Origin of the sequence: Streptomyces caelestis (assembly GCF_001279005.1) — a bacterium.
Classification (GTDB): domain Bacteria; phylum Actinomycetota; class Actinomycetes; order Streptomycetales; family Streptomycetaceae; genus Streptomyces; species Streptomyces heliomycini.
Map to the genome: position 1 here is coordinate 129,957 of NZ_LGCN01000040.1, position 23,345 is coordinate 153,301.

The following is a 23,345-nucleotide window of genomic DNA, read 5'->3' on the forward strand; positions in this document are numbered from 1 at the left end:
GTGCGTACGCTTGCCTCGTGCACACCACCCCGACCACCCCGGTACGGCTGACGGCCGGCTCCCTCACCCTGCGCCCCTGGGCGCCCGAGGACGCGGCCGTCCTGGCCGGGCTGTACGAGGACGAGGCGATGCGCCGCTGGGCGGGCGCGCCCGTGCACGACGAGCCGAGCGCGGCGCGCTGGGTGGCCGAGCAGCACCGCGGCTGGGAGACCGGCGAACGCCTCGCCTTCGCCGTGGAGGAGGCGTCCGACGCCCGACCGGTGGGCCACGTCGTGCTCAAACGGCCGGTCGCGTCCGCCGCCCCGGCCGAGGTCGGCTACTGGACGGCGGCCCACGCGCGGGGCCGGGGAGTGGCGCCGCGCGCCCTGGCCGCCGTGGCCGACTGGGCCTTCGCCGCCTTCGCCCGGGAGGGGCTGACCCGCCTCGACCTGCTGCACCAGGTCGACAACACGGCCTCCTGCCGCGTCGCCGAGAAGAGCGGCTTCACGCTGTCCGGCCTGCTCCCCGCCGCCCCGCCGGACTTCCCCCTCGACGGCCACCGGCACACACGGCAGGCGCCCTCTTCCGCATGATCGCAACCGGAACACCCGTTCCCCTCGTCCTCCCCTCGACATCGACGACGCGGTTGCCTGCGGGAGCGGGCGGGTGAAGAGGAGCCGGCATGGAACGCACCGAGCCGCAGGAACCGGCGGCCGCGGCACACGACCCGTCCCCGGAGTCGGCGTCCGGTGCCGTGCCGGGGGGCGTCGGTGGGTCCGGGCGCGCGGAGCCGGCGGTCGCGGACGGCGGGGCTTCCCCGCCGGGGCGGGCCGGAGCGGGTGTCCCGGCCGACGCGGCTTCCCGGCGGGAGCCGGTCGAGGGCGCAGGCGACGGCTCCTCCACGGCCCCCGACGGGCAGGCCGGCAGACGCCGCAGACCCTGGGTCCGCCGGGCCCGGCGCACGGCCCTCGCGGTCACGCTCCTCCTGGTCGTCCCCCTTCTCGCCGTCGAGACCGCCCTGCGCGTCAACTACACGGGGGACCCGGCGGACGGCACGTACACCCGCGACCGGGACGCCATGTGGCTCGGGCACGCCTGGGTCGACGGGCGGAAGAAGGACGCCGACGTCACCGCGCTGGCCCGCCGCCTCGAGGACACCGGGATCCGTGACCTGTACGTCCACTCCGGACCGCTGGAGCACGACGGGACCCTGCCGAAGTCCGCGTACCCGCGTGCTCGTTGGCTGATCGACGCCGTGCACCGGGAACTGCCGGGCGTCCGGGTCCAGGCCTTCCTCGGGGACGTCCTCGCCAACGGCGGCCCCGACGGCCTGCGCCTGGACCACGCCGCCACCCGCGAGGAGGTCGTCCGCAGCGCCGGTCAGGTCCTGGACACCGGCTACGACGGCGTCCACCTCGACCTGGAGCCCCTGCGCTCCGGTGACCGGGACTACCTCTCCCTCCTGGACGACCTGCGCGCCGTCACCCGCGCCGAGGACGCGCACCTGTCCGTGGCCGCCCACCAGATCGACCCGCTCCCGGCCCTCCACTCCGTCGTCGGCCTCTTCGCCGAGAACCCCAAGTGGTGGTCGCAGGAGTTCTTCGGCCAGGTGGCCCGGCGCGTCGACCAGATCGCCGTGATGTCGTACGACACCGCGCGGCCGCTGGAGAGCACCTACGGCGGCTACGTGGCCCAGCAGACCTCCCTCGCCCTGGAGGTCACCCCGCCCACCACCCACCTGCTGATGGGCCTGCCCTTCTACTACGAGAGCAACCCCAGCCACTGGGGCCACGCCGAGACCGTCGCCGCCGCCGTCCGCGGCGCCCGCCTCGGCCTCTCCCGCACGGACCCCGACCGCGAGCTCTTCGGCGTCGCCCCGTACATCGACTTCGCGGCGACGGAGACGAACTGGCGGGAGTACCGGGAGGGCTGGCTGCGCCCTAACGCCTCCTGATCTTCGAGCCCAGCCACACCAGCGGGTCGTACGTGCGGTCCACCGCCCGTTCCTTCAGCGGGATCAGCGCGTTGTCCGTGATCCTGATCCCCTCCGGGCAGACCTCCGTGCAGCACTTGGTGATGTTGCAGTAGCCGAGGCCGTGGTCGTCCTGGGCCGCGCGCCCCCGGTCCAGGCCGGTCTCCCCGGCCGCGTCCAGCGGGTGCATGTCGAGTTCCGCGATCCGCATCAGGAAACGGGGCCCGGCGAACGCCGGCTTGTTCTCCTCGTGGTCGCGGACCACGTGGCAGACGTCCTGGCACAGGAAGCACTCGATGCACTTGCGGAACTCCTGGGACCGGTCCACGTCCTCCTGCGTCATCCGGTACTCGCCCGGCCCGACCCCCTTTGGCGGGACGAAGGCCGGGACCTCCCTGGCCTTGGCGTAGTTGAAGCCGACGTCGGTCACCAGGTCGCGGATCACCGGGAAGGCCCGCAGCGGTGTCACGGTGATCGTCTCGTCCCGCCCGAACACCGACATGCGGGTCATGCACAGCAGCCGGGGACGCCCGTTGATCTCCGCCGAACACGAACCGCACTTGCCGGCCTTGCAGTTCCAGCGCACGGCGAGGTCGGGGGCCTGGGTGGCCTGGAGGCGGTGGATGATGTCGAGGACCACCTCGCCGTCGTTCACCTCGACCGCGAAGTCCTCCAGACCGCCGCCCTCGACGTCCCCGCGCCACACCTTGAAGCGGGCCTCGTAGCTGCTCACTCGTAGAGCTCCTCTTCGGCCAGGTACTTGACCAGCTCCTCCTTCTCGAAGAGGGCGAGCAGGTCGGGGCGGATGGGTTCGGTGGTCTCACGGGTCAGGGCGATCCGGCCGCGTGCCGGACCGGTGGCCGCGAAACCGTCCACGGGGTCGGCGAGCGCGCACAGCAGGTTCACGTTGCGCCAGGAGCGTTCCATCCCCGAGTGGTCCTCCCGGGTGTGCCCGCCGCGCGACTCGGTGCGCTCCAGCGCCGCCCGGGCCACGCACTCGCTGACCAGCAGCATGTTCCTCAGATCCAGGGCGAGGTGCCAGCCCGGGTTGAACTGCCGGTGCCCCTCGACGCCGGCCCGGCGGGCCCGCAGGCGCAGCTCGGCGAGCTTCTCCAGAGCCTGCTCCATCTCGTGCTCGCGGCGGATGATGCCGACCAGGTCGTGCATGGTCCGCTGGAGTTCCTGGTGCAGGGTGTACGGGTTCTCCGGCGGCCCCCCGTCCGGCTCCCCGCCCTCCGCGGAGAACGGGCGCAGGGCCTCCGCGGCGGCCGCGTCGACCTGTGCGTCGTCCACGCGGGGCCGCGCGGCCCCGGCCCCGCTCGCGTACTCGGCCGCGTGCAGGCCCGCCCGGCGTCCGAAGACCAGCAGGTCGGACAGGGAGTTCCCGCCGAGCCGGTTGGAGCCGTGCATCCCGCCGGCCACCTCACCGGCCGCGAACAGCCCCGGCACCCCGCGCGCCGCCGCCGAGTCGGAGTCGACGGCGATGCCGCCCATCACGTAGTGGCAGGTCGGCCCGACCTCCATCGCCTCCGCCGTGATGTCGACGTCCGCCAGCTCCTTGAACTGGTGGTACATCGACGGCAGCCGCCGCTTGATCACCTCGGCCGGCATCCGGGTGGACACGTCCAGGAAGACCCCGCCGTGCGGGGAGCCGCGGCCCGCCTTCACCTCGGCGTTGATCGCGCGGGCCACCTCGTCGCGGGGGAGCAGCTCGGGCGGGCGCCGGTTGTGGTCCGGGTCGTCGTACCAGCGGTCGGCCTCCTCCTCGGTCTCGGCGTACTTCTCCTTGAAGACGTCCGGGACGTAGTCGAACATGAACCGCCGGCCCTCGGAGTCGCGCAGCACCCCGCCGTCCCCGCGCACCGACTCGGTGACGAGGATGCCCTTCACCGACGGCGGCCAGACCATCCCGGTCGGGTGGAACTGCACGAACTCCATGTTCAGCAGCGGGGCCCCGGCCAGCAGCGCCAGCGCGTGCCCGTCACCGGTGTACTCCCACGAGTTCGAGGTCACCTTGAACGACTTGCCGATCCCGCCGGTCGCGATCACCACGGCGGGCGCCTCCAGGACGAAGAAGCGCCCGGACTCCCGCTCGTACCCGAAGACCCCGGAGACCCTCTCGCCGTCCTTCAGCACCCGGGTGACCGTGCACTCCTGGAAGACCTTCAGCCGGGACTCGTAGTCCCCGGTCTCCCGGAAGTCCTCCTGCTGGAGCGCGACGATCCTCTGCTGGAGGGTGCGGATCAGCTCGAGGCCGGTGCGGTCGCCCACATGCGCCAGGCGCGGGTACTCGTGGCCGCCGAAGTTGCGCTGCGAGATCCGGCCGTCCTGCGTCCGGTCGAACAGCGCGCCCCAGGTCTCCAGCTCCCACACCCGCTGCGGCGCCTCCCGGGCGTGCAGCTCGGCCATCCGCCACTGGTTGAGGAACTTCCCGCCGCGCAGGGTGTCGCGGAAGTGGACCTGCCAGCCGTCCCCGGCGTTGGCGTTGCCCATCGCCGCCGCGATGCCGCCCTCGGCCATCACGGTGTGCGCCTTGCCGAACAGCGACTTGCAGATCACCGCCGTACGGGCGCCCCGCTCGCGCGCCTCGATCGCGGCGCGCAGACCGGCGCCGCCGGCCCCGACCACGACGACGTCCCACTCCTGTCGGTCGACCACGGACATCAGTCAAGTCCCCCAGCTAGAAGAAGCGCGGATCGTCGAGGACACCGGACGCGACGAGGTACACGTAGAGGTCGGCGAGCGCCACGCTCAGCAGCGACGCCCAGGCGAGCTGCATGTGCCGGGCGTTCAGCCGGCCCACCGCCCGCCACATCCGGTAGCGCACCGGATGCTTCGAGAAGTGCTTCAGCTTCCCGCCGACGATGTGCCGGCAGGAGTGGCAGGAGATCGTGTACGCCCAGATCAGCGCGATGTTGACCAGGAACACCAGGGTGCCGAGCCCCATGTGGCCCCAGGCGTAGTGCTCGTCGCGGAAGGCGAGCACGGTGTCGTAGGTCAGGATGCCGGCGACCGGGACCGCCGCGTAGAAGAAGTACCGGTGGACGTTCTGCAGGATCAGCGGGAAGCGGGTCTCCCCGGTGTACTTCCCGTGCGGCTCGGCCACCGCGCAGGCCGGCGGGGCCGCCCAGAAGCCCCGGTAGTAGGCCTTGCGGTAGTAGTAGCAGGTCAGCCGGAAACCGAGCGGGAAGATCAGGATGATGATCGCCGGCGAGATGCCCCACCAGCTGCCGAACAGCTCCCAGTTCGGCCCGGCCCGCATCGGCGCGCAGTTCTCCGCGAGACAGGGCGAGTAGAACGGCGAGACGTACGGCGCCGCGTAGTAGTCGGCGTTCGCGAAGGCCCGCCAGGTCGAGTAGACGACGAAGGCGAGCAGCCCGGCCGCGGTGGCGGCCGGGGCCAGCCACCAGCGGTCGGTCCGCAGGTGCGGGGCGGCGATCGCGGCACGCGTACCGGTGCGCACACCGCCGCTTCTCGGACGGGGTCGTGTGGCGGAAGGTTCCGTGCCAGTGGCCACTGGTCCACTCCGGTGGGGGTCGGGGGCGCCGCGGTCGGCGGGGGTCAGGGGGCGCGCCGGTCGCGGGCGCCGAGACCCTCGTCGTCCGTGTCCACCCACAGCGAGGGGTCGTACGGAGTGTCGGAGATGGTCACGAGATCGGGGCGTTTCTGCGGGGCCGTGCGGACGGCGGCCGTCTCCCGCAGCAGCGCGACGCTCTCGCGCAGGTGATCGGTGTCGGTGCGGACGCGGCGCATCTCCAGGCCGCCGCTGCCCAGCTGCTTCTCCAGGCGCCCCACCGACCGGATCAGGTCGTCGAGGCAGCGCTGGACGGATGTCAGTTCCTCGTGCACGGACATGACGTGACCTCACTTCCACGGGTCCTTCTGGCCCAAGGCGGCAACGTTCATGCGCCTGAGAGTGTTGCGCGTCACACCTTGCGCTGTGAAGGGATGTGCGTCGATTGGCCGAGGCGTACGGGTGCACCGAGCGGTGCTTTGCGCCGCACGGGTGGGCTTGCCGTCCGTGGTCGCCGTGTCGCCCCGGGTTGCCGAACCCTTTCCTCTTCAGTGGGCCGCATACATCGGATGAGATCCAAATACCACCAAAAGTGATCGTAACGTCCGCGGCTTCCCGGAGGTACTCAGAGATGTCCCACGACGGCGTCGGCCCGCGCGCGGCTCTGCGCTCGGCCGCCTTCCTCACGGCGGGCGTGCTCGCGGTGCCCGCGCTGGCCGGATGCGGCTCCGACGACCCGGCGGGCAAGCCCCTCGCGGGAGCGGACGTCGCGCGCGCCGACCGGACCCTGATCGCCGACGGGGGCACCCTGCGCTGGGCCGTGGACACCGTTCCGGACACCCTGAACGCCTTCCAGTCGGACGCCGACGCCACCACCACCCGGATCGCCCAGGCCGTCCTGCCGTCGCTGTACCGGACGGACGGCCGGGGCCGGCCGGTGCGCAACCCCGACTACCTGGAGTCCGCCGAGGTCGTCGACACCGAGCCCCGGCAGGTGGTCCTCTACCGGCTCAACCAGCAGGCCGTCTGGAGCGACGGCCGCGAGATCGGCGCCGCCGACTTCGCCGCCCAGTGGCGCGCCCTGTCCGGGAAGGACACCGCCTACTGGACCGCCCGCAACGCCGGCTACGACCACATCGAGAAGGTCGAGCGGGGCCGGAACGACCTCGAGGTCAAGGTCACCTTCAGCCGTCCCTACGCCGACTGGAAGTCGCTGTTCACGCCGCTGTACCCGAAGCAGGTCATGGGCGCCCCGGACTCCTTCAACGACGGGGCCCGCAAGAAGCTCAAGGTCACCGCCGGGCCCTTCACGGTGAAGAAGGTCGACACCGGGGAGGACGAGGTCACCCTCGCCCGCAGTGCGCGCTGGTGGGGCGACCCGGCGAAGCTCTCCACGATCGTGCTGCGGGCCGTGCCCCACGACAAGCGGATCTCCGCGCTCACCGCCGGCACCGTCGACCTGGCCGAGATCGACCCGGCCGCCGCCCGCCGCATCACCGCCGCCGCGCTGCCGCGGAACGGGGACAGCCCTCTGGCGGGCCCCGCGGCGGACCGGTCCGCCGCGGACGCGCTGCGCTCCTGGGCCGTCGCCAACGGCTCCGACGAGGAGGCCGCCGACGAGGAGATCTCCGCCCGCGAGAAGCTGCGCGAGAAGGCCGCGAAGCACGCCCGCCGGCAGAAGGCCCTCGGCGGCTTCGAGGTGCGCAAGTCGTTCGAGCCCGCCTACACCCAGCTCGCCCTCAACGGCGCCGACGGCCCCCTCGCCGACGAGCGGGTCCGTCGCGCGGTGGCCCGGGCGCTGGACCGCGAGGCCATCGCCGAGGCGGTCCTGGAACCGCTCGGCCTGCCCGCCGAGCCCCTCGGCAGCCACCTCGCGCTGTCCGGCCAGGCCGCCTACGCCGACGGCAGCGGAGCCCTCGGCGAGCAGGACGCCAAGGAGGCGCAGGCGCTGCTCGCGGACGCCGGCTGGGAGCCGGGCGGGCCGGTGAAGAAGGAGAAGAAGAAGGACGACGAGGAGGAGGCGGCCGGCTCGGAGGGGGACGACGGGAGCGACTCCGAGGGCGGCGACGACGGCACGTACATCGTCGGAGAGGACGACGGGAGCAACGGGGACGGCGGGGACGACGACAAGGCCCCGCGGGACTCCGGTACCGGCGCCGGGCGGCTGACGCGGGGCGGCGCCCCCGGCGCCTACGCCCCCCGGGGCACCGCCGCCCCGGCCCGGGCCGGGAGCGCCCGCGTCGCCAAGGACGGCAAGGCGCTCACCCTCCGCTTCGTCCTGCCCTCGGGACCGGGCTCGGACACGCTGCGCACCGTGGCCGACCGGATCGCGACGATGCTGGAGCGGATCGGCATCGGCACGAAGATCTCCGAGGTCGACGACGAGAGCTACTTCAAGGACCACATCGCGTCCGGCGAGTACGACCTCGCCCTGTACTCCTGGCCCGCGACCGCCTACCCCGCCACCGACGCCCGCCCCGTCTACGCCAAACCGGCCCCGGCCGCGGACGGCTCCCTGAACGTGGAGCAGAACTACACCCGCGTCGGCACCGACCAGGTCGACCAGCTCTTCGACCAGGCCGTCACCACGCTCGACGACTCCGAGCGCCGCGCCCTGCTCCGCAAGGCGGACTCCCGCATCTGGGCGGCGGCCGGTTCCATCCCCCTCTACCAGCGCCCCCAGCTCACCGCCGCCCGCAAGAACCTGGCCAACGCCGGCGCGTTCGGGTTCCGCACGCCGGTGTACGAGGACATGGGCTTCCTGAAGAAGGGCGCGAAGCCGGCGGCGGGCCCGTCGCCCGACGCCCCGTCCGCCGGGTAGCGCGGAGCCGGGAGGGGGCCGGGTACGGACCCGGGAGGGGACCGGCGGCGGCTTCCCGCCCTGCTCCGGGGCCGCCGGCGAGGACGGCCTCCCGGCCCGCGCCGCCGCCGGCCGTGCCCGGCCGGATCCGCCGCGGCCGAGGCGGAGATCCGGCCTCTGAGCTGCGCCGACGCCTTCGGGACCACTCCAGGGCCGACACACCCGTACCATGGGGTGAGGCCGAGGCGTGTTCAGCCCGGCAGGGCCCGCGCATCACAGACGCTCGTGCGGGGCATTCCTCAGTATTCCGGGAGTACGCCTTATATGGCCACGCGCCACGACATCCGCAACGTCGCCATCGTCGCCCACGTCGACCACGGCAAGACCACCATCGTCGACGGCATGCTCAAGCAGGCCGGCGCCTTCGCCGCGCACCAGCTCGACCAGGTCGACGACCGCATGATGGACTCGAACGACCTGGAGCGTGAGAAGGGCATCACGATCCTCGCCAAGAACACGGCGGTGAAGTACCACCCCAAGGACGGCGGGGAGCCCATCACGATCAACATCATCGACACCCCCGGCCACGCCGACTTCGGCGGCGAGGTCGAGCGCGGCCTGTCGATGGTCGACGGTGTGGTGCTGCTGGTGGACGCCTCCGAGGGCCCGCTGCCGCAGACCCGTTTCGTGCTGCGCAAGGCGCTCCAGCAGCGGCTGCCGATCATCCTCTGCATCAACAAGACGGACCGTCCGGACGCCCGCATCGACGAGGTCGTCAACGAGACCTACGACCTCTTCCTCGACCTGGACGCCGACGAGGAGCAGATCGAGTTCCCGATCGTCTACGCCTGCGGCCGGGACGGCGTGGCCTCCCTGACCAAGCCGGAGGACGGCACGGTCCCGGGCGACTCCGACTCGCTGGAGCCGTTCTTCTCCACGATCCTGGAGCACATCCCGGCCCCCACCTACGACGAGGGCGCCCCGCTCCAGGCCCACGTCACCAACCTCGACGCCGACAACTTCCTCGGCCGCATCGCCCTGCTCCGCGTCCACCAGGGCGAGCTGAAGAAGGGCCAGACGGTCGCCTGGATGAAGCGCGACGGGTCCGTCTCCAACGTGCGCATCTCCGAGCTGATGATGACCGAGGCGCTCACCCGCAAGCCCGCCGAGAAGGCCGGCCCCGGTGACATCTGCGCGGTCGCCGGCATCACGGAGATCATGATCGGCGAGACCCTGGCCGACCCGGAGAACCCGGTCCCGCTGCCGCTGATCACGGTGGACGAGCCGGCGATCTCCATGACCATCGGCACCAACACCTCGCCGCTGGTCGGCCGCGGCGCCACCGGCAAGGGCGCGGACAACAAGGCGGTCGTCAAGGACCGCAAGGTCACCGCCCGCCAGGTCAAGGACCGCCTGGACCGCGAGCTGATCGGCAACGTCTCGCTCCGCGTCCTGGACACCGAGCGTCCGGACGCCTGGGAGGTGCAGGGCCGCGGTGAGCTGGCGCTGGCCATCCTGGTCGAGCAGATGCGCCGCGAGGGCTTCGAGCTGACCATCGGCAAGCCGCAGGTCGTCACCAAGGAGGTCGACGGCAAGACGTACGAGCCCGTCGAGCGCATGACGATCGACGTGCCCGAGGAGCACATGGGCGCGGTCACGCAGCTGATGGGCGTGCGCAAGGGCCGGATGGACAACATGTCCAACCACGGCTCGGGCTGGGTCCGCATGGAGTTCGTGGTCCCCTCCCGCGGCCTGATCGGTTTCCGGACGGAGTTCCTGACCCAGACCCGCGGCACCGGTATCGCCCACTCCATCCACGAGGGCCACGAGCCCTGGTTCGGCACCCTGACGACCCGCAACAACGGCTCGCTGGTCGCCGACCGCTCCGGTGCCGTCACCGCGTTCGCGATGACCAACCTCCAGGAACGCGGCGTGCTCTTCACGGAGCCGGGCACCGAGGTGTACGAGGGCATGATCGTCGGCGAGAACTCCCGCGCCGACGACATGGACGTCAACATCACCAAGGAGAAGAAGCTCACCAACATGCGGTCGTCCTCGGCCGACTCGTTCGAGGCGATCGTCCCGCCGCGCAAGCTGTCGCTGGAGCAGTCCCTGGAGTTCTGCCGCGACGACGAGTGCGTGGAGGTCACCCCGGAGGCCGTGCGCATCCGCAAGGTGAACCTGGACGCCCGCGAGCGCGCCCGCGCCGCGAGCCGCGCCAAGCACGGCTGACGGTCGTAGGAGCGCTCCTCACGAACGGCGCCGGACACCCGCACACGGGGGTCCGGCGCCGTTCGCGTACGAGGCGGGGAACACCGCCGGTGAACGGCCCGGAGTCAAGGGGAGCGCACCCGGAGTCAAGGGGAGTGCAAAGGCACGGCAGGGAAAGGGAAAGCGGGAGAAGGCAGGCGTAGGGAAAACCCTTGATCTGGCCGGAGCGTGCCGCTGGAACGGCCGGATCGCACTAGCCTGCTTTCGGAGCGGCGTCCCGCGGCCGGCGGATCCGGGCCCCGCGGTCCATGGCCAACGGCCCTGCCGGCCAAGCGCGCTGAGCGCGCGGCAGCCCCGGAACGCAGCCCGCACGGCGGGTACGTTACGCGCAATCGGTTTTCCCCGCGCGATCGTCCGATATTCGGACAGTCACCTCCGATAGATGTGTAACAAGTCCGTTTCGCAGGGATCTTTCACCAAACGGTTTGTCCGGATTTTGGAAGATGTAGGACCCAGCTGTGATCGAACCGATACCTCGGGGGTGTGGTTCGGCCGGTGGCGCATGGCAGATAGTTAGGCGCGTAGAGCTCGGCTGAACGGGTCACGCGCTGACAGCGCCGACTCACGAGCGCGGGGGGCACCTGACGATCTCCGACACCGGCGACGGGCGGTGGGCGGTGAGATGTCGTGTGCTCCTCTTTGCGGTGAACCAATGGACTCATGAGGAGGAACCCATGCGCGGTGCCAAGAGCGCCAAGTGGGTCGCGGGTGCGATAGTCGTCGCGCTGGCCGCCACTGCCTGTGGAGGCGGCGACGGTGACGAGGGGAAGAGCAAGGGTTCCGGCCCTGCGGGGTATGTCTCGATCGACGTCGGTGAGCCGCAGAAGCCGCTGATCCCGGCCGACACCAACGAGTCCAACGGCTCGTACGTCATCCAGGCGCTGTTCACCCAGCTCCTGGACTTCGACTCCAAGGGCGAGATCGTCTACACGAACGCCGAGTCGGTCACCACCGAGGACTCGAAGACGTGGACGGTCAAGCTCAAGAAGGGCTGGAAGTTCCACAACGGTGAGGACGTCACCTCCAAGTCGTACATCGACGCCTGGAACTGGTACGCCAACATCAAGAACAACCAGCAGAACTCCTTCTGGTTCCAGGACATCAAGGGTTACGACGACGTCCACCCGGAGAAGGGCGACCCGAAGGCCGAGACCATGTCCGGTCTGAAGGCCCTGGACGACCACACCTTCACCATCGAGCTGAAGTACACGATGCCGTACTTCAACTACAAGCTGGGTTACGCCACGTGGGCCCCGCTGCCCAAGGTCTTCTACGACGACCCGAAGGCCTTCGGCCAGAAGCCGGTCGGCAACGGTCCCTACACCTTCGAGAAGTGGGACCACAAGAAGCTCATCCAGGTCAAGGCCTGGGACGAGTACCAGGGCCCGAACAAGGCGAAGAACAAGGGCGTCCAGTTCAAGGCCTACACGACGCTCGAGGCCGCCTACAAGGACGTCGTCTCCGGCAACCTGGACATGATCCGCCAGGTCGGCCCGACGGACCTGCCGAAGTACAAGCAGGACCTCGGCGACGGCGCCATCGAGCAGCCGTACGCGGCCATCCAGACGCTGACCCCGGCGTTCTACTCCAAGACCTTCAAGGACATCGACCCGAAGGTCCTGCAGGGCCTGTCGATGGCGATCGACCGCGAGACGATCACCAAGACGGTCCTGAACAACACCCGCACGCCGGCCGAGTCCTTCACCCCGCCCGGCGTCAAGGGCAACCAGGACCTGGACACCGACGTGTTCACGTACAACCCGGAGAAGGCCAAGCAGCTCATCGAGGAGGGCGGTGGCGTTCCGGGCAACAAGTTCACCGTCCAGTACAACACCGACGGTGGGCACAAGGAGTGGGTGACCGCGGTCTGCGAGTCCATCCGCAAGGCCACCGGCGTCGACTGCGTCGGCGACCCCAAGCCGGACTTCGCCACGGACCTCGAGGCCCGTGACAACGACCAGGTGAAGGGCATGTACCGCGGTGGCTGGGTCGCCGACTACCCGGTCAACGCAAACTTCATGAAGGAGCTCTACCACACCACCGCCGAGGCCAACAACGGTCGCTTCTCCAACAAGGAGATCGACAAGTTGATGAACGAGGCCGACCAGGCCGATTCCCTCGAGGCGTCGGTGAAGGCCTTCCAGGAGGTCGAGAAGAAGCTGGTCGAGCACATGCCGGCCATCCCGCTCTGGTACTACCGCATCAACGGCGGCCACGGTAAGAACGTCGACAACGTCAACGTCGACTTCCACGGTGACCTCGAGGTGTGGGCCGTCACCACCAAGTAAGAGGATCCTCGGGGATCTTCCCACTCGGCCGTAAGCCCGCCGCCGCTCAGGCGGCGGTGGGAGGTGCGTGGGGCCGTCTCGTCACCAGGAGGCGGCCCCCCACCTGCGTTAACCCCTCACGGAGGCACCTATGGGGCGCTATGTCGCACGACGACTGCTCCAGATGATCCCGGTCTTCATCGGGTCAACCTTGATCATCTTCTGTATGATGTACGCCCTTCCCGGCGACCCCGTCCGGGCGATGATGGGGGACCAGGCGTACGACCCGGCGGTGGTCGCGAGCATCAAGAAGGACCTCGGTCTTGATCAGCCGCTGCTGCAGCAGTACGTGAACTACATGACCGGGCTGGTCCAGGGTGACTTCGGCACCCAGATCGCCAGTCAGCGGCCCATCAGCGACGTCATCACCGACGCGTTCCCGGTGACGATCAGGCTGACGATCTTCGCCTTCACCTTCGTCACGCTCGTGGGCATCGGCCTCGGCGTCGTCGCCGGTCTGCGCCCCGACACGCTGCGGGACCGCGGGCTGCTGACGCTGACCCTGGTCCTCGTCTCGATGCCGTCCTTCGTGCTGGGCTTCCTGCTGCAGTACCTGCTCGCGTTCAAGTGGTCCGTCACCACCCCCACGGTGACCGACTCGACGGACTTCGGCCAGCTCGCGCTTCCCGCCACCGTGCTGGCGTCGCTCTCCCTCGCCTACGTGGCCCGGCTGACCCGCACGTCGATCGCGGAGAACCTGCGTTCCGACTACATGCGCACCGCCGTCGCCAAGGGACTGCCGCGCCGCCGCGTCATCGGCGTCCACCTGATGCGCAACTCGCTGATCCCCGTGGTCACCTTCCTCGGCATCGAGATCGGCAGCCTGATGACCGGCGCCATCGTGACCGAGGGCATCTTCAACGTGCGGGGCATCGGTATCGAGATCTATGAGGCGCTCACCCGGCGCGAGGGCGCCACGGTCGTGGGCATCGCCTCGCTGATGGTGCTCATCTACCTCGCCGCCAGCTTGATCGTCGACCTGCTTTACGCGGTCCTGGACCCGAGGATCCGGTATGCCTGACAAGACCATCGAGAAGACGGTCGACGCCCTCCCCGGGGACACCGCGAGCACCGCCGGCGTCGTCGTGACCGACTCCGGCCCGGCTCCCGAGAAGGCGCGCAGCCTCTGGTCCGACGCCTGGCACGACCTGCGGCGCAACCCGCTGTTCCTGGTCTCGACCGTGCTGATCGTGTTCCTGCTGGTGATGGCGATCTGGCCGGGACTGTTCACCAGCGCCTCGCCGCGCGACGCCGACCTGGCCAAGCACTACCTGGGCAAGCCGAACTGGAGCCACTTCTTCGCCCCGGACTGGTTCGGCTACGACGTCCAGGGCCGCTCGATCTACGCCCGGGTCGTCTACGGCGCCCGTGCCTCGATCACCGTCGGTGTGGGCGTCACCGTCGCCGTCACCGTCCTCGGCACGGTCATCGGCATGATCGCCGGCTACTTCGGAGGCTGGACCGACACCCTGCTCTCGCGGTTGACCGACATCTTCCTCGGCATCCCGTTCCTGCTCGGCGCCCTGGTGATCCTCAACTCCTTCGACGACCGCACCGTCATGGTCGTCATCATGGCGCTCGCCTTCCTCGGCTGGACCCAGATCGCCCGTGTCGCCCGCGGCGCCGTGATCACCGTCAAGCAGGCGGACTACGTGGTGGCCGCCAAGGCGCTCGGCGCCTCGACGTCCCGGATCATGTTCCGGCACATCCTGCCCAACGCGGTCGCGCCCATCATCGTCGTGGCGACCATCGCGCTCGGCGGCTACATCGCGGCCGAGGCCACCCTGTCCTTCCTGGGCGTGGGTCTCGGCGACACGGCCGTCTCCTGGGGCGGCGACGTGGCGCGTGGACGTGAGCAGCTCCGCATCGCCCCCCACACCCTGATCGTCCCGTCGGTGATGGTCTCGATCACGGTGCTCTCGTTCCTGATGTTCGGCGATGCGGTACGCAACGCCCTCGACCCCAAGCTGCGCTGAGGGAGGCGTACGTGACCATCATCGAAGAAACGGCCGGGAGCCCCGCGCCGGACGCCTCGCGGGACGCGGATCGCCCGCTGCTCGAAGTGCGCGACCTGCACGTGGAGTTCCACACCCGCGACGGGATCGCCAAGGCCGTCAACGGCGTCAACTACTCCGTCGACGCGGGCGAGACGCTCGCCGTGCTCGGCGAGTCCGGCTCCGGCAAGTCCGTCACCGCCCAGGCCATCATGGGCATCCTCGACATGCCGCCCGGCCGCATCCCCCAGGGGGAGATCCTCTTCCGCGGCCAGGACATGCTGAAGATGTCCGGCGAGGAGCGCCGGAAGATCCGCGGCAACAAGATCGCGATGATCTTCCAGGACGCGCTGTCCTCGCTGAACCCGGTGCTCTCCGTGGGCTACCAGCTCGGCGAGATGTTCCGCGTCCACCAGGGCCTGTCCAAGAAGGAAGCCAAGGCCAAGTCGATCGAGCTGATGGACCGGGTGAAGATCCCGGCCGCCGCGGCCCGGGTCAACGACTACCCGCACCAGTTCTCGGGCGGTATGCGCCAGCGCATCATGATCGCGATGGCGCTCGCCCTGGAGCCGGACCTGATCATCGCCGACGAGCCCACCACGGCCCTCGACGTGACCGTCCAGGCCCAGGTCATGGACCTGCTCGCGGAGCTCCAGCGCGAGTACCACATGGGTCTGATCCTGATCACCCACGACCTCGGCGTCGTCGCCGACGTCGCGGACAAGATCGCGGTGATGTACGCGGGGCGGATCGTGGAGACCGCGCCCGTGCACGAGCTGTACAAACGGCCCGCGCACCCCTACACCAAGGGCCTGCTCGACTCGATCCCGCGCCTGGACCAGAAGGGCCAGGAGCTGTACGCGATCAAGGGACTGCCGCCCAACCTGACGCGCATCCCGTCCGGCTGCGCCTTCAACCCGCGGTGTCCGCAGGCGCAGGACGTCTGCCGCACGGACGTCCCGCCGCTGTTCCCCGTCACCGAGCGGGACGGCGGCGCGCTGGCCGGCCGCGGCAGCGCGTGCCACTTCTGGAAGGAGACGATCCATGGCTGAGCCGGAGAAGACGAGCGAGGCCGTGGACGCCACCCCCAACGTCGCCCGGGTCGAGACCGTCGACGCCGCGACCGAGGAGCAGGCGGTGGCCGCGATCGACGCGCCCGTCGAGCGCGGTGAGCCGATCCTCCAGGTGCGCAACCTGGTGAAGCACTTCCCGCTGACCCAGGGCATCCTGCTCAAGCGTCAGGTCGGTGCGGTCAAGGCCGTGGACGGGATCTCCTTCGACCTGTACCAGGGCGAGACGCTCGGCATCGTGGGCGAGTCCGGCTGCGGCAAGTCCACGGTCGCCAAGCTCCTGATGATGCTGGAGAAGGCGACCGCGGGCGAGGTCTTCTACAAGGGCCAGGACATCACCAAGCTGTCCGGGCGTGCGCTGAAGGCGGTCCGGCGGAACATCCAGATGGTGTTCCAGGACCCGTACACCTCGCTCAACCCCCGTATGACGGTGGGCGACATCATCGGGGAGACCTTCGAGATCCACCCCGAGGTGGCGCCGAAGGGCGACCGCCGCCGCAGGGTCCAGGAACTCCTGGACGTCGTCGGCCTCAACCCCGAGTACATCAACCGCTACCCGCACCAGTTCTCGGGCGGTCAGCGCCAGCGCATCGGCATCGCCCGCGGCCTGGCCCTCAACCCCGAGATCATCATCTGCGACGAGCCGGTCTCCGCGCTGGACGTGTCCGTCCAGGCACAGGTCATCAACCTGATGGAGAAGCTGCAGGACGAGTTCAACCTGTCCTACCTCTTCATCGCGCACGACCTGTCCATCGTCCGGCACATCTCGGACCGCGTGGGCGTGATGTACCTCGGCAAGATGGCCGAGATCGGCACGGACACGCAGATCTACGACCACCCGACGCACCCCTACACCCAGGCGCTGCTGTCGGCGGTCCCGGTCCCCGACCCGGAGGCCCGCGAGGGCCGCGAGCGGATCATCCTCACCGGCGACGTGCCGTCCCCGGCCAATCCGCCCTCGGGCTGCCGCTTCCGCACCCGCTGCTGGAAGGCCCAGGACAAGTGCGCCCAGGAGGTCCCGCTGCTGGCGGTGCCCGAGCGCTTCAAGACCTCGGACTCCCCGGCGGCCCACGAGTCGGCCTGCCACTTCGCCGAGGAGAAGGACGTCGTCCACGCGGCCTGACCGCACCACGACGGCACGAGCCTGTTCCCGGTACCCGCGCGGGTACCGGGAACAGGCCTTTTCCGGTTCCGGCCGCCTACCGGCCGACCGGATTCACACCGGCTCGCGGGACGCGGCCGCGGGGGCCGTCGGCCGCCGCCGGCCGAGACGGTCCAGGACACGCTCGCGAAGGAGCTCGTACTCCTCGCGAAGCCTTCGTATCTCGGGCGGGCGGGGGATGACGACGCCTCCGACCACGTGCTCCTGCGGCCCGAACTGCTCACGGGTGAGGTCGATCTCGACGCCCATGCCCAGGCGGTTCCACCAGTGGTAGTCCACGCGCTCCCCGTCGACGTGGACCTCTCCCCTGATCAGCTCACCCCCCAGCAGGTCGTTGAGGACCATCGCGGTCACCCCGCACTGGTCCCGGGCCGGGTTCTCCGCGGTCCAGCGGGACCGGTACTCGGGGGTGCACGTCTCGGCACTCCAACTGCTGCGCACGGCTCGTTCGACGTCGGTGAGAAGCAACGGTGTCATGCCGGTGATCCTGCCAGGGGGCACTGACACCGCCGGGCCGTTCCGCGTCGGCCCGGGGCGCCCCCGCGCGGGTCACCCGTTCGGAGCCCGCCGCACCCCGACGGTGGAACCGAATGAGCCCCACGTGCCGCTCGCGGCGATATTGACGTAAAGGACCAGCACGCCACGGCACACGTACGAGGAGGCACCCATGCGCGGAGCCACGCACGCCCGACGGGCCGTCTGCGCGGTGGCGGCCGTCCTCGCCGCGGCCGCCTGCGAGGCAGAGGCCAGCGGCGGCGGCGACGCCGGCGCCGTACTGAGCGCCTCCTGGGGCGACCCGCAGAACCCGCTGGAGCCGGCCAACACCAACGAGGTCCAGGGCGGCAAGGTCCTCGACATGGTCTTCCGCGGGCTGAAGCGGTACGACCCGGTCACCGGCGAGGCGAAGGACATGCTCGCCGAGAGGATCGAGACCTCCGACTCGCGGAACTTCACCGTCACCGTCAAGGACGGCTGGACCTTCAGCAACGGCGAGAAGGTCACCGCCCGGTCCTTCGTCGACGCCTGGAACTACGGTGCGAGCCTGAGGAACAACCAGCGCAACGCGTACTTCTTCGGCTACATCAAGGGCTACGACCAGGTCCACCCCGAGGAGGGCGAACAGACCGCCGACACCCTGTCCGGTCTGAAGGTCACCGGTGAGCGCACCTTCACCGTCGAGCTCGCCCAGAAGTTCTCGACCTTCCCCGACACCCTCGGCTACAACGCCTTCGCCCCGCTGCCCCGCGCGTTCTTCGACGACCACGACGCCTGGGTGAGGAAACCGGTCGGCAACGGCCCGTACCTGGTGGACTCGTACACCCGCGGCTCGCAGATGTCCCTGCGCACCTGGAACGACTACCCCGGCCCCGACAAGGCGCGGAACGGCGGCGTCGACCTCAAGGTCTACACCGACGCCAACACCGCCTACACCGACCTGATGGCCGGCAACCTCGACCTCGCCGACGACATCCCCGCCGCCCAGCTGAAGAACGTCAGGAGCGACCTCGGCGACCGCTACCTCAACACCCCCGCCGGCATCCTCCAGACCCTCGCCTTCCCCTACTACGACGACGCCTGGAACAAGCCCGGCTCGGAGAAGGTCCGCACGGGCCTGTCCATGGCGATCGACCGCAAGCAGATCACCGACACGATCTTCCAGCGGACCCGCACCCCCGCCACCGACTGGACCTCACCCGTCCTCGGCGAGGACGGCGGCTACCGGGCCGGCCTGTGCGGGGACGCCTGCGCGTACCGGCCCGACGAGGCCAAGAGGCTCATCCGGGAGGGCGGCGGGCTGCCCGGCGGCAAGGTGACGATCACCTTCAACGCGGACACCGGCTCCCACCGCGAATGGGTCAACGCCGTCTGCAACTCCATCAACAACGCGCTGGACGACGAACACGCCTGCACCGCCGACCCGGTCGGCACCTTCGCCGACTTCCGCGGCCGGATCACCGACCGCAAGATGACGGGCCTGTTCCGCGCCGGCTGGCAGATGGACTACCCGCTCATCCAGAACTTCCTCCAGCCGCTCTACTACACGGGCGCCTCCTCCAACGACGGCATGTGGTCGAACGAGCGGTTCGACGGCCTCGTCGACCGGGCCAACCAGGAGACCGACGACGCCAAGGCCGTCGGACTGTTCCAGCAGGCCGAGGAGGTCGTCCGCGACGACATGGCCGCCATCCCGCTCTGGTACCAGAACGGCAGCGCCGGCTGGTCCGAACGGCTCTCCGACGTCAGGCTCAACCCCTTCAGCGTCCCCGTGTACGACCAGATCAAGGTGGGTTGAGCCGCCATGGGACGCTACGTCGTCCGGCGGCTGATCCAGATGGTCCCGGTGTTCGTCGGGGCCACGCTGCTGATCTTCCTCATGGTCAACGTGATGGGCGACCCCGTCGCGGGCCTGTGCGGCGAGCGGCGGTGCGACCCGGCGACCGCCGCCCGGCTGGAGCAGGAGTTCGGCCTCGACGAGCCGGTCTGGCGCCAATACCTGACCTACATGGGCAACGTCTTCACGGGCGACTTCGGCACGGCCTTCAACGGCCAGGAGGTCACCGAGCTGATGGCGACGGCGTTCCCCGTCACCATCCGCCTCACCCTGATCGCGATCCTCTTCGAGGTCGTCGTCGGCATCGCCCTCGGGGTGGTCACCGGACTGCGCCGGGGCCGCCCCGTCGACACCGGCGTCCTGCTGTTCACCCTCGTCGTCGTCTCCGTGCCCACGTTCGTCACCGGTCTGCTGCTCCAGCTGCTGCTCGGGGTGGAGTGGGGGTGGATCCGGCCCTCGGTCTCCTCCGGGGCGCCCTTCGACGAGCTGATCCTGCCCGGCCTGGTCCTGGCCTCGGTCTCACTGGCGTACGTCACCCGGCTGACCCGCACCTCCATCGCCGAGAACCGGCGCTCCGACTACGTCCGCACCGCCGTCGCCAAGGGCCTGCCCCACCGCCGGGTGGTCGTGCGGCACCTGCTGCGCAACTCGCTCATCCCCGTGGTCACCTTCATCGGCGCCGACATCGGCTTCCTCATGGGCGGCGCGATCGTCACCGAGCGGATCTTCAACATCCACGGCGTCGGCTACCAGCTCTACCAGGGCATCCTGCGGCAGAACACCCAGACCGTCGTCGGCTTCGTCACCGTGCTGGTGCTGGTCTTCCTGGTCGCCAACCTCGTCGTCGACCTCCTCTACGCCGTACTCGACCCGAGGATCCGCTATGCCTGAGCAGCACTACGAACCCGAACCCGCCCTCGCGGGGGCCGCCGCCGGCGGCGCCGTGGACCTGGACGTCGTGGAGGCCAGGACCCCGGAGCGGCGCCCGCAGGGCCCGGACGGCTCCGGACCGCGGGGCAAGCCGCGCTCCCTGTGGTCCGACGCCTGGCGCGACCTGCGCCGCAACCCCGTCTTCCTCGTCTCCGCCCTGGTCATCCTCTTCCTGGTCCTCATCTCCCTGTGGCCCTCGGCGATCACCTCCGGCAGCCCCCTCACGTGCGACCTCTCCAAGGCCCAGGAGGGCTCCCGGGCCGGCCACCCCTTCGGCTTCGACGGCCAGGGCTGCGACGTCTACACCCGCACCGTCTACGGCGCCCGCACGTCCGTCGCCGTCGGCGTCCTCGCCACCCTGGGCGTCGCGGTCCTCGGCAGCGTCCTGGGCGCCCTGGCGGGCTTCCTCGGGGGCGCCTGGGACTCCGTCCTCTCCCGCGTCACCGACGTCTTCTTCGCCATCCCGGTCGTCCTCGGCGGACTGGTGCTGCTCTCCGTCGTCACCAGCGACACCGTCTGGCCCGTCATCGGCTTCATCGTGCTGCTCGGCTGGCCGCAGATCTCCCGCATCGCCCGCAGCGCCGTCATCACCGCCCGGCAGAACGACTACGTCCAGGCCGCGCGGGCGCTCGGCGCCTCCCGCTCCCGGCTGGTGCTGCGGCACATCGCGCCCAACGCCGTCGCGCCCGTCATCGTCGTCGCGACCATCGCGCTCGGCACCTACATCGCGCTGGAGGCCACCCTGTCCTACCTCGGCGTCGGCCTGAAGCCGCCCAGCGTCTCCTGGGGCATCGACATCTCCGCCGCCTCCCCGTACATCCGCAACGCCCCGCACGCGCTGCTGTGGCCCTCCGGGGCCCTCGCGGTCACCGTCCTGGCGTTCATCATGCTCGGCGACGCGGTGCGCGACGCCCTCGACCCGAAACTGAGGTGAGCCGCCGTGCTGCTCGAAGTGCGGGACCTGCGCGTGGAGTTCCACACCCGGGACGGGGTCGCGAAGGCCGTCGACGGTGTCAGCTACGGCGTGGACGCGGGCGAGACCCTGGCCGTGCTCGGCGAGTCCGGCTCCGGCAAGTCCGTGACCGCGCAGGCGGTCATGGGCATCCTCGACGTCCCGCCCGGCCGGATCACCGGCGGCGAGGTCGTCTTCCGGGGGCGGGACCTGCTGAAGCTGAAGGAGGACGAGCGGCGCAAGGTCCGGGGCGCCGAGATGGCGATGATCTTCCAGGACGCGCTGTCGTCCCTCAACCCCGTGCTCAGCGTCGGCGACCAGCTCGCCGAGATGTTCACCGTGCACCGGGGCATGTCCCGCAGGGACGCGCGGGCCCGGGCCGTGGAGCTGATGGACCGGGTGCGCATCCCCGCCGCCCGGGAGCGGGCCGGGCAGTACCCGCACCAGTTCTCCGGCGGCATGCGCCAGCGCATCATGATCGCGATGGCGCTGGCCCTGGAACCCGCACTGATCATCGCCGACGAACCGACCACCGCCCTCGACGTCACCGTCCAGGCCCAGGTCATGGAGCTGCTCGCGGAACTCCGGCGCGAACTGGGCATGGGCCTGATCCTCATCACCCACGACCTGGGCGTGGTCGCCGACGTCGCCGACCGCATCGCCGTGATGTACGCGGGCCGGATCGTCGAGTCGGCGCCGGTGCACGACGTCTACAAGGCCCCGGCGCACCCGTACACCCGGGGCCTGCTGGACTCCGTCCCGCGCCTGGACCTCAAGGGCCGGGAGCTCCGCGCCATCAAGGGCCTGCCGCCCAACCTCACGCGCGTCCCGCCGGGCTGCGCCTTCCACCCCCGCTGCCCGCTGGCCCGTGACGTCTGCCGCACCGACGAACCCCCGCTGTACGAGGTCTCGGCGACGCGCGGGAGCGCCTGCCACTTCTGGAGGGAGTGCCTGGATGACTGAGCCGGTCCTGGAGGTCAGCGGCCTGGTCAAGCACTACCCGCTGACCCGGGGCGTCGTCTTCCGCAAGCAGGTCGGCGCCGTGCGCGCGGTCGACGGCGTGGACTTCACGCTCGGCCGGGGCGAGACGCTGGGCATCGTCGGCGAGTCCGGCTGCGGCAAGTCGACGGTCGCGAAGATGCTGGTCAACCTAGAACGTCCGACGGCCGGTTCGATCCGCTACAAGGGCGAGGACATCACCCGGCTGTCCGGGCGCGCGCTGAAGGCCGTGCGCCGCAACATCCAGATGGTGTTCCAGGACCCGTACACCTCCCTCAACCCCCGCATGACGGTGGGCGACATCATCGGGGAGCCGTACGAGATCCACCCCGAGGCGGCGCCCAAGGGCGACCGGCGCCGACGGGTGCGGGAGCTGCTGGACGTCGTCGGCCTCGACCCGGAGTACGCCAACCGCTACCCGCACCAGTTCTCCGGCGGCCAGCGCCAGCGCATCGGCATCGCACGGGGCCTGGCGCTGCGCCCCGAGGTGATCGTCGCCGACGAGCCGGTCTCCGCGCTGGACGTGTCGGTGCAGGCCCAGGTCGTCAACCTGATGGACCGGCTGCAGAGCGAGTTCGGCCTGGCGTACGTGTTCATCGCGCACGACCTGTCGATCGTCCGGCACCTCTCCGACCGGGTCGGGGTGATGTACCTGGGGCGGATCGTGGAGACCGGCACGGACACCGAGATCTACGAGCACCCGACCCACCCGTACACCCAGGCCCTGCTCTCCGCCGTGCCCGTACCGGACCCGCGGGCCCGGGAGCGCCGCGAGCGGATCATCCTCGGCGGCGACGTCCCGTCGCCGACGGACGTCCCCTCCGGCTGCCGCTTCCGCACCCGCTGCTGGAAGGCGCGGGAGCGCTGCGCGCTGGAGGCGCCGGCGCTCGCGGTGCCGGCCTGGTTCGAGGCGTCCGGCGGCCCGGCGGCGCACGACTCGGCCTGCCACTTCGCGGAGGCCGTACCGGTCGGGCGCTCCGCGCCGGAGCAGGTGGTGCCGGTGGAGGGGCACGGCAACGGGCCGGGGTGACATGGCGCACCCC

The 23,345-nt window shown here is 70.4% G+C and carries 19 protein-coding genes; 14 read left to right on the plus strand and 5 right to left on the minus strand.

Features of this window, described 5'->3' with window-relative positions; all coding sequences use genetic code 11:
• Positions 1-17: 17 nt before the first annotated feature.
• Positions 18-572 carry a GNAT family N-acetyltransferase gene (locus ADK41_RS04960; protein WP_030830648.1) on the plus strand — a complete coding sequence of 185 codons (555 nt, stop codon included), beginning with the start codon at positions 18-20 and terminating at the stop codon, positions 570-572.
• 89 nt (positions 573-661) lie between these two features.
• Complete coding sequence (locus ADK41_RS04965; RefSeq protein ID WP_030830650.1) at positions 662-1,933, plus strand: glycoside hydrolase family 18 protein; 1,272 nt, start codon at positions 662-664, stop codon at positions 1,931-1,933.
• Here the strand turns inward: ADK41_RS04965 and ADK41_RS04970 are convergent.
• From ADK41_RS04970 to ADK41_RS04985, 4 genes are read right to left on the minus strand one after another with little or no spacing between them, the layout of a single operon-like run.
• On the minus strand, positions 1,920-2,684 hold the full coding sequence (locus ADK41_RS04970) for a succinate dehydrogenase/fumarate reductase iron-sulfur subunit (protein ID WP_030830652.1): 765 nt from the start codon (positions 2,682-2,684) through the stop codon (positions 1,920-1,922). The two genes, ADK41_RS04965 and ADK41_RS04970, sit on opposite strands and share 14 nt — an antisense overlap.
• Positions 2,681-4,615, minus strand: coding sequence for a fumarate reductase/succinate dehydrogenase flavoprotein subunit (locus ADK41_RS04975; RefSeq protein WP_030830655.1), 1,935 nt, complete (start codon positions 4,613-4,615; stop codon positions 2,681-2,683). Before ADK41_RS04975 ends, ADK41_RS04970 begins: the two co-directional genes overlap by 4 nt.
• A 16-nt stretch (positions 4,616-4,631) precedes the next feature.
• Positions 4,632-5,468: a hypothetical protein gene (locus ADK41_RS04980; protein ID WP_030830658.1), complete on the minus strand. Its 837-nt coding sequence runs from the start codon at positions 5,466-5,468 to the stop codon at positions 4,632-4,634.
• Positions 5,469-5,512: 44 nt separating this feature from the next.
• Positions 5,513-5,806, minus strand: coding sequence for a hypothetical protein (locus ADK41_RS04985; RefSeq protein ID WP_030830661.1), 294 nt, complete (start codon positions 5,804-5,806; stop codon positions 5,513-5,515).
• Between the two features lie 290 nt (positions 5,807-6,096).
• Here ADK41_RS04985 and ADK41_RS04990 point away from each other — a divergent pair, with 290 nt between their 5' ends.
• The 7 genes from ADK41_RS04990 to ADK41_RS05020 all read left to right on the plus strand — a co-directional run bounded on the left by ADK41_RS04990 (position 6,097) and on the right by ADK41_RS05020 (position 17,050).
• Positions 6,097-8,286, plus strand: coding sequence for an ABC transporter family substrate-binding protein (locus ADK41_RS04990; protein WP_030830664.1), 2,190 nt, complete (start codon positions 6,097-6,099; stop codon positions 8,284-8,286).
• 303 nt (positions 8,287-8,589) lie between these two features.
• Positions 8,590-10,497 (plus strand): translational GTPase TypA, encoded by a 1,908-nt coding sequence (typA, locus tag ADK41_RS04995; RefSeq protein ID WP_030830667.1) that lies wholly within the window; start codon positions 8,590-8,592, stop codon positions 10,495-10,497.
• 713 nt (positions 10,498-11,210) lie between these two features.
• Positions 11,211-12,824: a peptide ABC transporter substrate-binding protein gene (locus ADK41_RS05000; RefSeq protein WP_030830670.1), complete on the plus strand. Its 1,614-nt coding sequence runs from the start codon at positions 11,211-11,213 to the stop codon at positions 12,822-12,824.
• A gap of 130 nt (positions 12,825-12,954) precedes the next feature.
• Positions 12,955-13,884 carry an ABC transporter permease gene (locus ADK41_RS05005; RefSeq protein ID WP_030830673.1) on the plus strand — a complete coding sequence of 310 codons (930 nt, stop codon included), beginning with the start codon at positions 12,955-12,957 and terminating at the stop codon, positions 13,882-13,884.
• On the plus strand, positions 13,877-14,839 hold the full coding sequence (locus ADK41_RS05010; protein WP_030830676.1) for an ABC transporter permease: 963 nt from the start codon (positions 13,877-13,879) through the stop codon (positions 14,837-14,839). The genes ADK41_RS05005 and ADK41_RS05010 overlap by 8 nt, the downstream gene beginning before the upstream one ends.
• An 11-nt stretch (positions 14,840-14,850) precedes the next feature.
• Entirely contained in the window at positions 14,851-15,909 is a 1,059-nt protein-coding gene (locus ADK41_RS05015; RefSeq protein WP_030830679.1) for an ABC transporter ATP-binding protein, read from the plus strand.
• Positions 15,902-17,050: an ABC transporter ATP-binding protein gene (locus ADK41_RS05020; protein ID WP_030830682.1), complete on the plus strand. Its 1,149-nt coding sequence runs from the start codon at positions 15,902-15,904 to the stop codon at positions 17,048-17,050. The genes ADK41_RS05015 and ADK41_RS05020 overlap by 8 nt, the downstream gene beginning before the upstream one ends.
• 93 nt (positions 17,051-17,143) lie before the next feature.
• Here ADK41_RS05020 and ADK41_RS05025 read toward each other — a convergent pair whose 3' ends face one another.
• The gene (locus ADK41_RS05025; protein WP_030830684.1) at positions 17,144-17,566 is read right to left on the minus strand and encodes a YunG family protein; all 423 of its coding nucleotides are present in this window, start codon (positions 17,564-17,566) and stop codon (positions 17,144-17,146) included.
• Between the two features lie 190 nt (positions 17,567-17,756).
• On the opposite strand from ADK41_RS05025, the gene ADK41_RS05030 reads away from it, so the two are divergent.
• The 5 genes from ADK41_RS05030 to ADK41_RS05050 are packed head-to-tail and all read left to right on the plus strand — an operon-like array spanning position 17,757 to position 23,332.
• Positions 17,757-19,382, plus strand: coding sequence for a peptide ABC transporter substrate-binding protein (locus tag ADK41_RS05030; protein WP_030830687.1), 1,626 nt, complete (start codon positions 17,757-17,759; stop codon positions 19,380-19,382).
• Between the two features lie 6 nt (positions 19,383-19,388).
• Positions 19,389-20,312, plus strand: a complete 924-nt coding sequence (locus ADK41_RS05035; RefSeq protein ID WP_030830690.1) for an ABC transporter permease — start codon at positions 19,389-19,391, stop codon at positions 20,310-20,312.
• A complete protein-coding gene (locus tag ADK41_RS05040; RefSeq protein WP_030830695.1) occupies positions 20,305-21,285 on the plus strand; it encodes an ABC transporter permease in 981 nt (326 codons plus the stop codon). Before ADK41_RS05035 ends, ADK41_RS05040 begins: the two co-directional genes overlap by 8 nt.
• Before the next feature lie 6 nt (positions 21,286-21,291).
• Positions 21,292-22,266: an ABC transporter ATP-binding protein gene (locus ADK41_RS05045; RefSeq protein WP_030830698.1), complete on the plus strand. Its 975-nt coding sequence runs from the start codon at positions 21,292-21,294 to the stop codon at positions 22,264-22,266.
• Complete coding sequence (locus ADK41_RS05050; protein WP_030830701.1) at positions 22,259-23,332, plus strand: ABC transporter ATP-binding protein; 1,074 nt, start codon at positions 22,259-22,261, stop codon at positions 23,330-23,332. Before ADK41_RS05045 ends, ADK41_RS05050 begins: the two co-directional genes overlap by 8 nt.
• Positions 23,333-23,345: the final 13 nt, after the last annotated feature.

Coding starts and splice junctions, on each gene's coding strand:
- ADK41_RS04965 (WP_030830650.1), top strand. CDS start 662: ATGGAACGCACCGAGCCGCAGGAACCGGCGGCCGCGGCACACGACCCG.
- ADK41_RS04975 (WP_030830655.1), bottom strand. CDS start 4,615: ATGTCCGTGGTCGACCGACAGGAGTGGGACGTCGTCGTGGTCGGGGCC.
- ADK41_RS04985 (WP_030830661.1), bottom strand. CDS start 5,806: ATGTCCGTGCACGAGGAACTGACATCCGTCCAGCGCTGCCTCGACGAC.
- ADK41_RS04990 (WP_030830664.1), top strand. CDS start 6,097: ATGTCCCACGACGGCGTCGGCCCGCGCGCGGCTCTGCGCTCGGCCGCC.
- typA (WP_030830667.1), top strand. CDS start 8,590: ATGGCCACGCGCCACGACATCCGCAACGTCGCCATCGTCGCCCACGTC.
- ADK41_RS05000 (WP_030830670.1), top strand. CDS start 11,211: ATGCGCGGTGCCAAGAGCGCCAAGTGGGTCGCGGGTGCGATAGTCGTC.
- ADK41_RS05005 (WP_030830673.1), top strand. CDS start 12,955: ATGGGGCGCTATGTCGCACGACGACTGCTCCAGATGATCCCGGTCTTC.
- ADK41_RS05010 (WP_030830676.1), top strand. CDS start 13,877: ATGCCTGACAAGACCATCGAGAAGACGGTCGACGCCCTCCCCGGGGAC.
- ADK41_RS05020 (WP_030830682.1), top strand. CDS start 15,902: ATGGCTGAGCCGGAGAAGACGAGCGAGGCCGTGGACGCCACCCCCAAC.
- ADK41_RS05025 (WP_030830684.1), bottom strand. CDS start 17,566: ATGACACCGTTGCTTCTCACCGACGTCGAACGAGCCGTGCGCAGCAGT.
- ADK41_RS05030 (WP_030830687.1), top strand. CDS start 17,757: ATGCGCGGAGCCACGCACGCCCGACGGGCCGTCTGCGCGGTGGCGGCC.
- ADK41_RS05035 (WP_030830690.1), top strand. CDS start 19,389: ATGGGACGCTACGTCGTCCGGCGGCTGATCCAGATGGTCCCGGTGTTC.
- ADK41_RS05040 (WP_030830695.1), top strand. CDS start 20,305: ATGCCTGAGCAGCACTACGAACCCGAACCCGCCCTCGCGGGGGCCGCC.
- ADK41_RS05050 (WP_030830701.1), top strand. CDS start 22,259: ATGACTGAGCCGGTCCTGGAGGTCAGCGGCCTGGTCAAGCACTACCCG.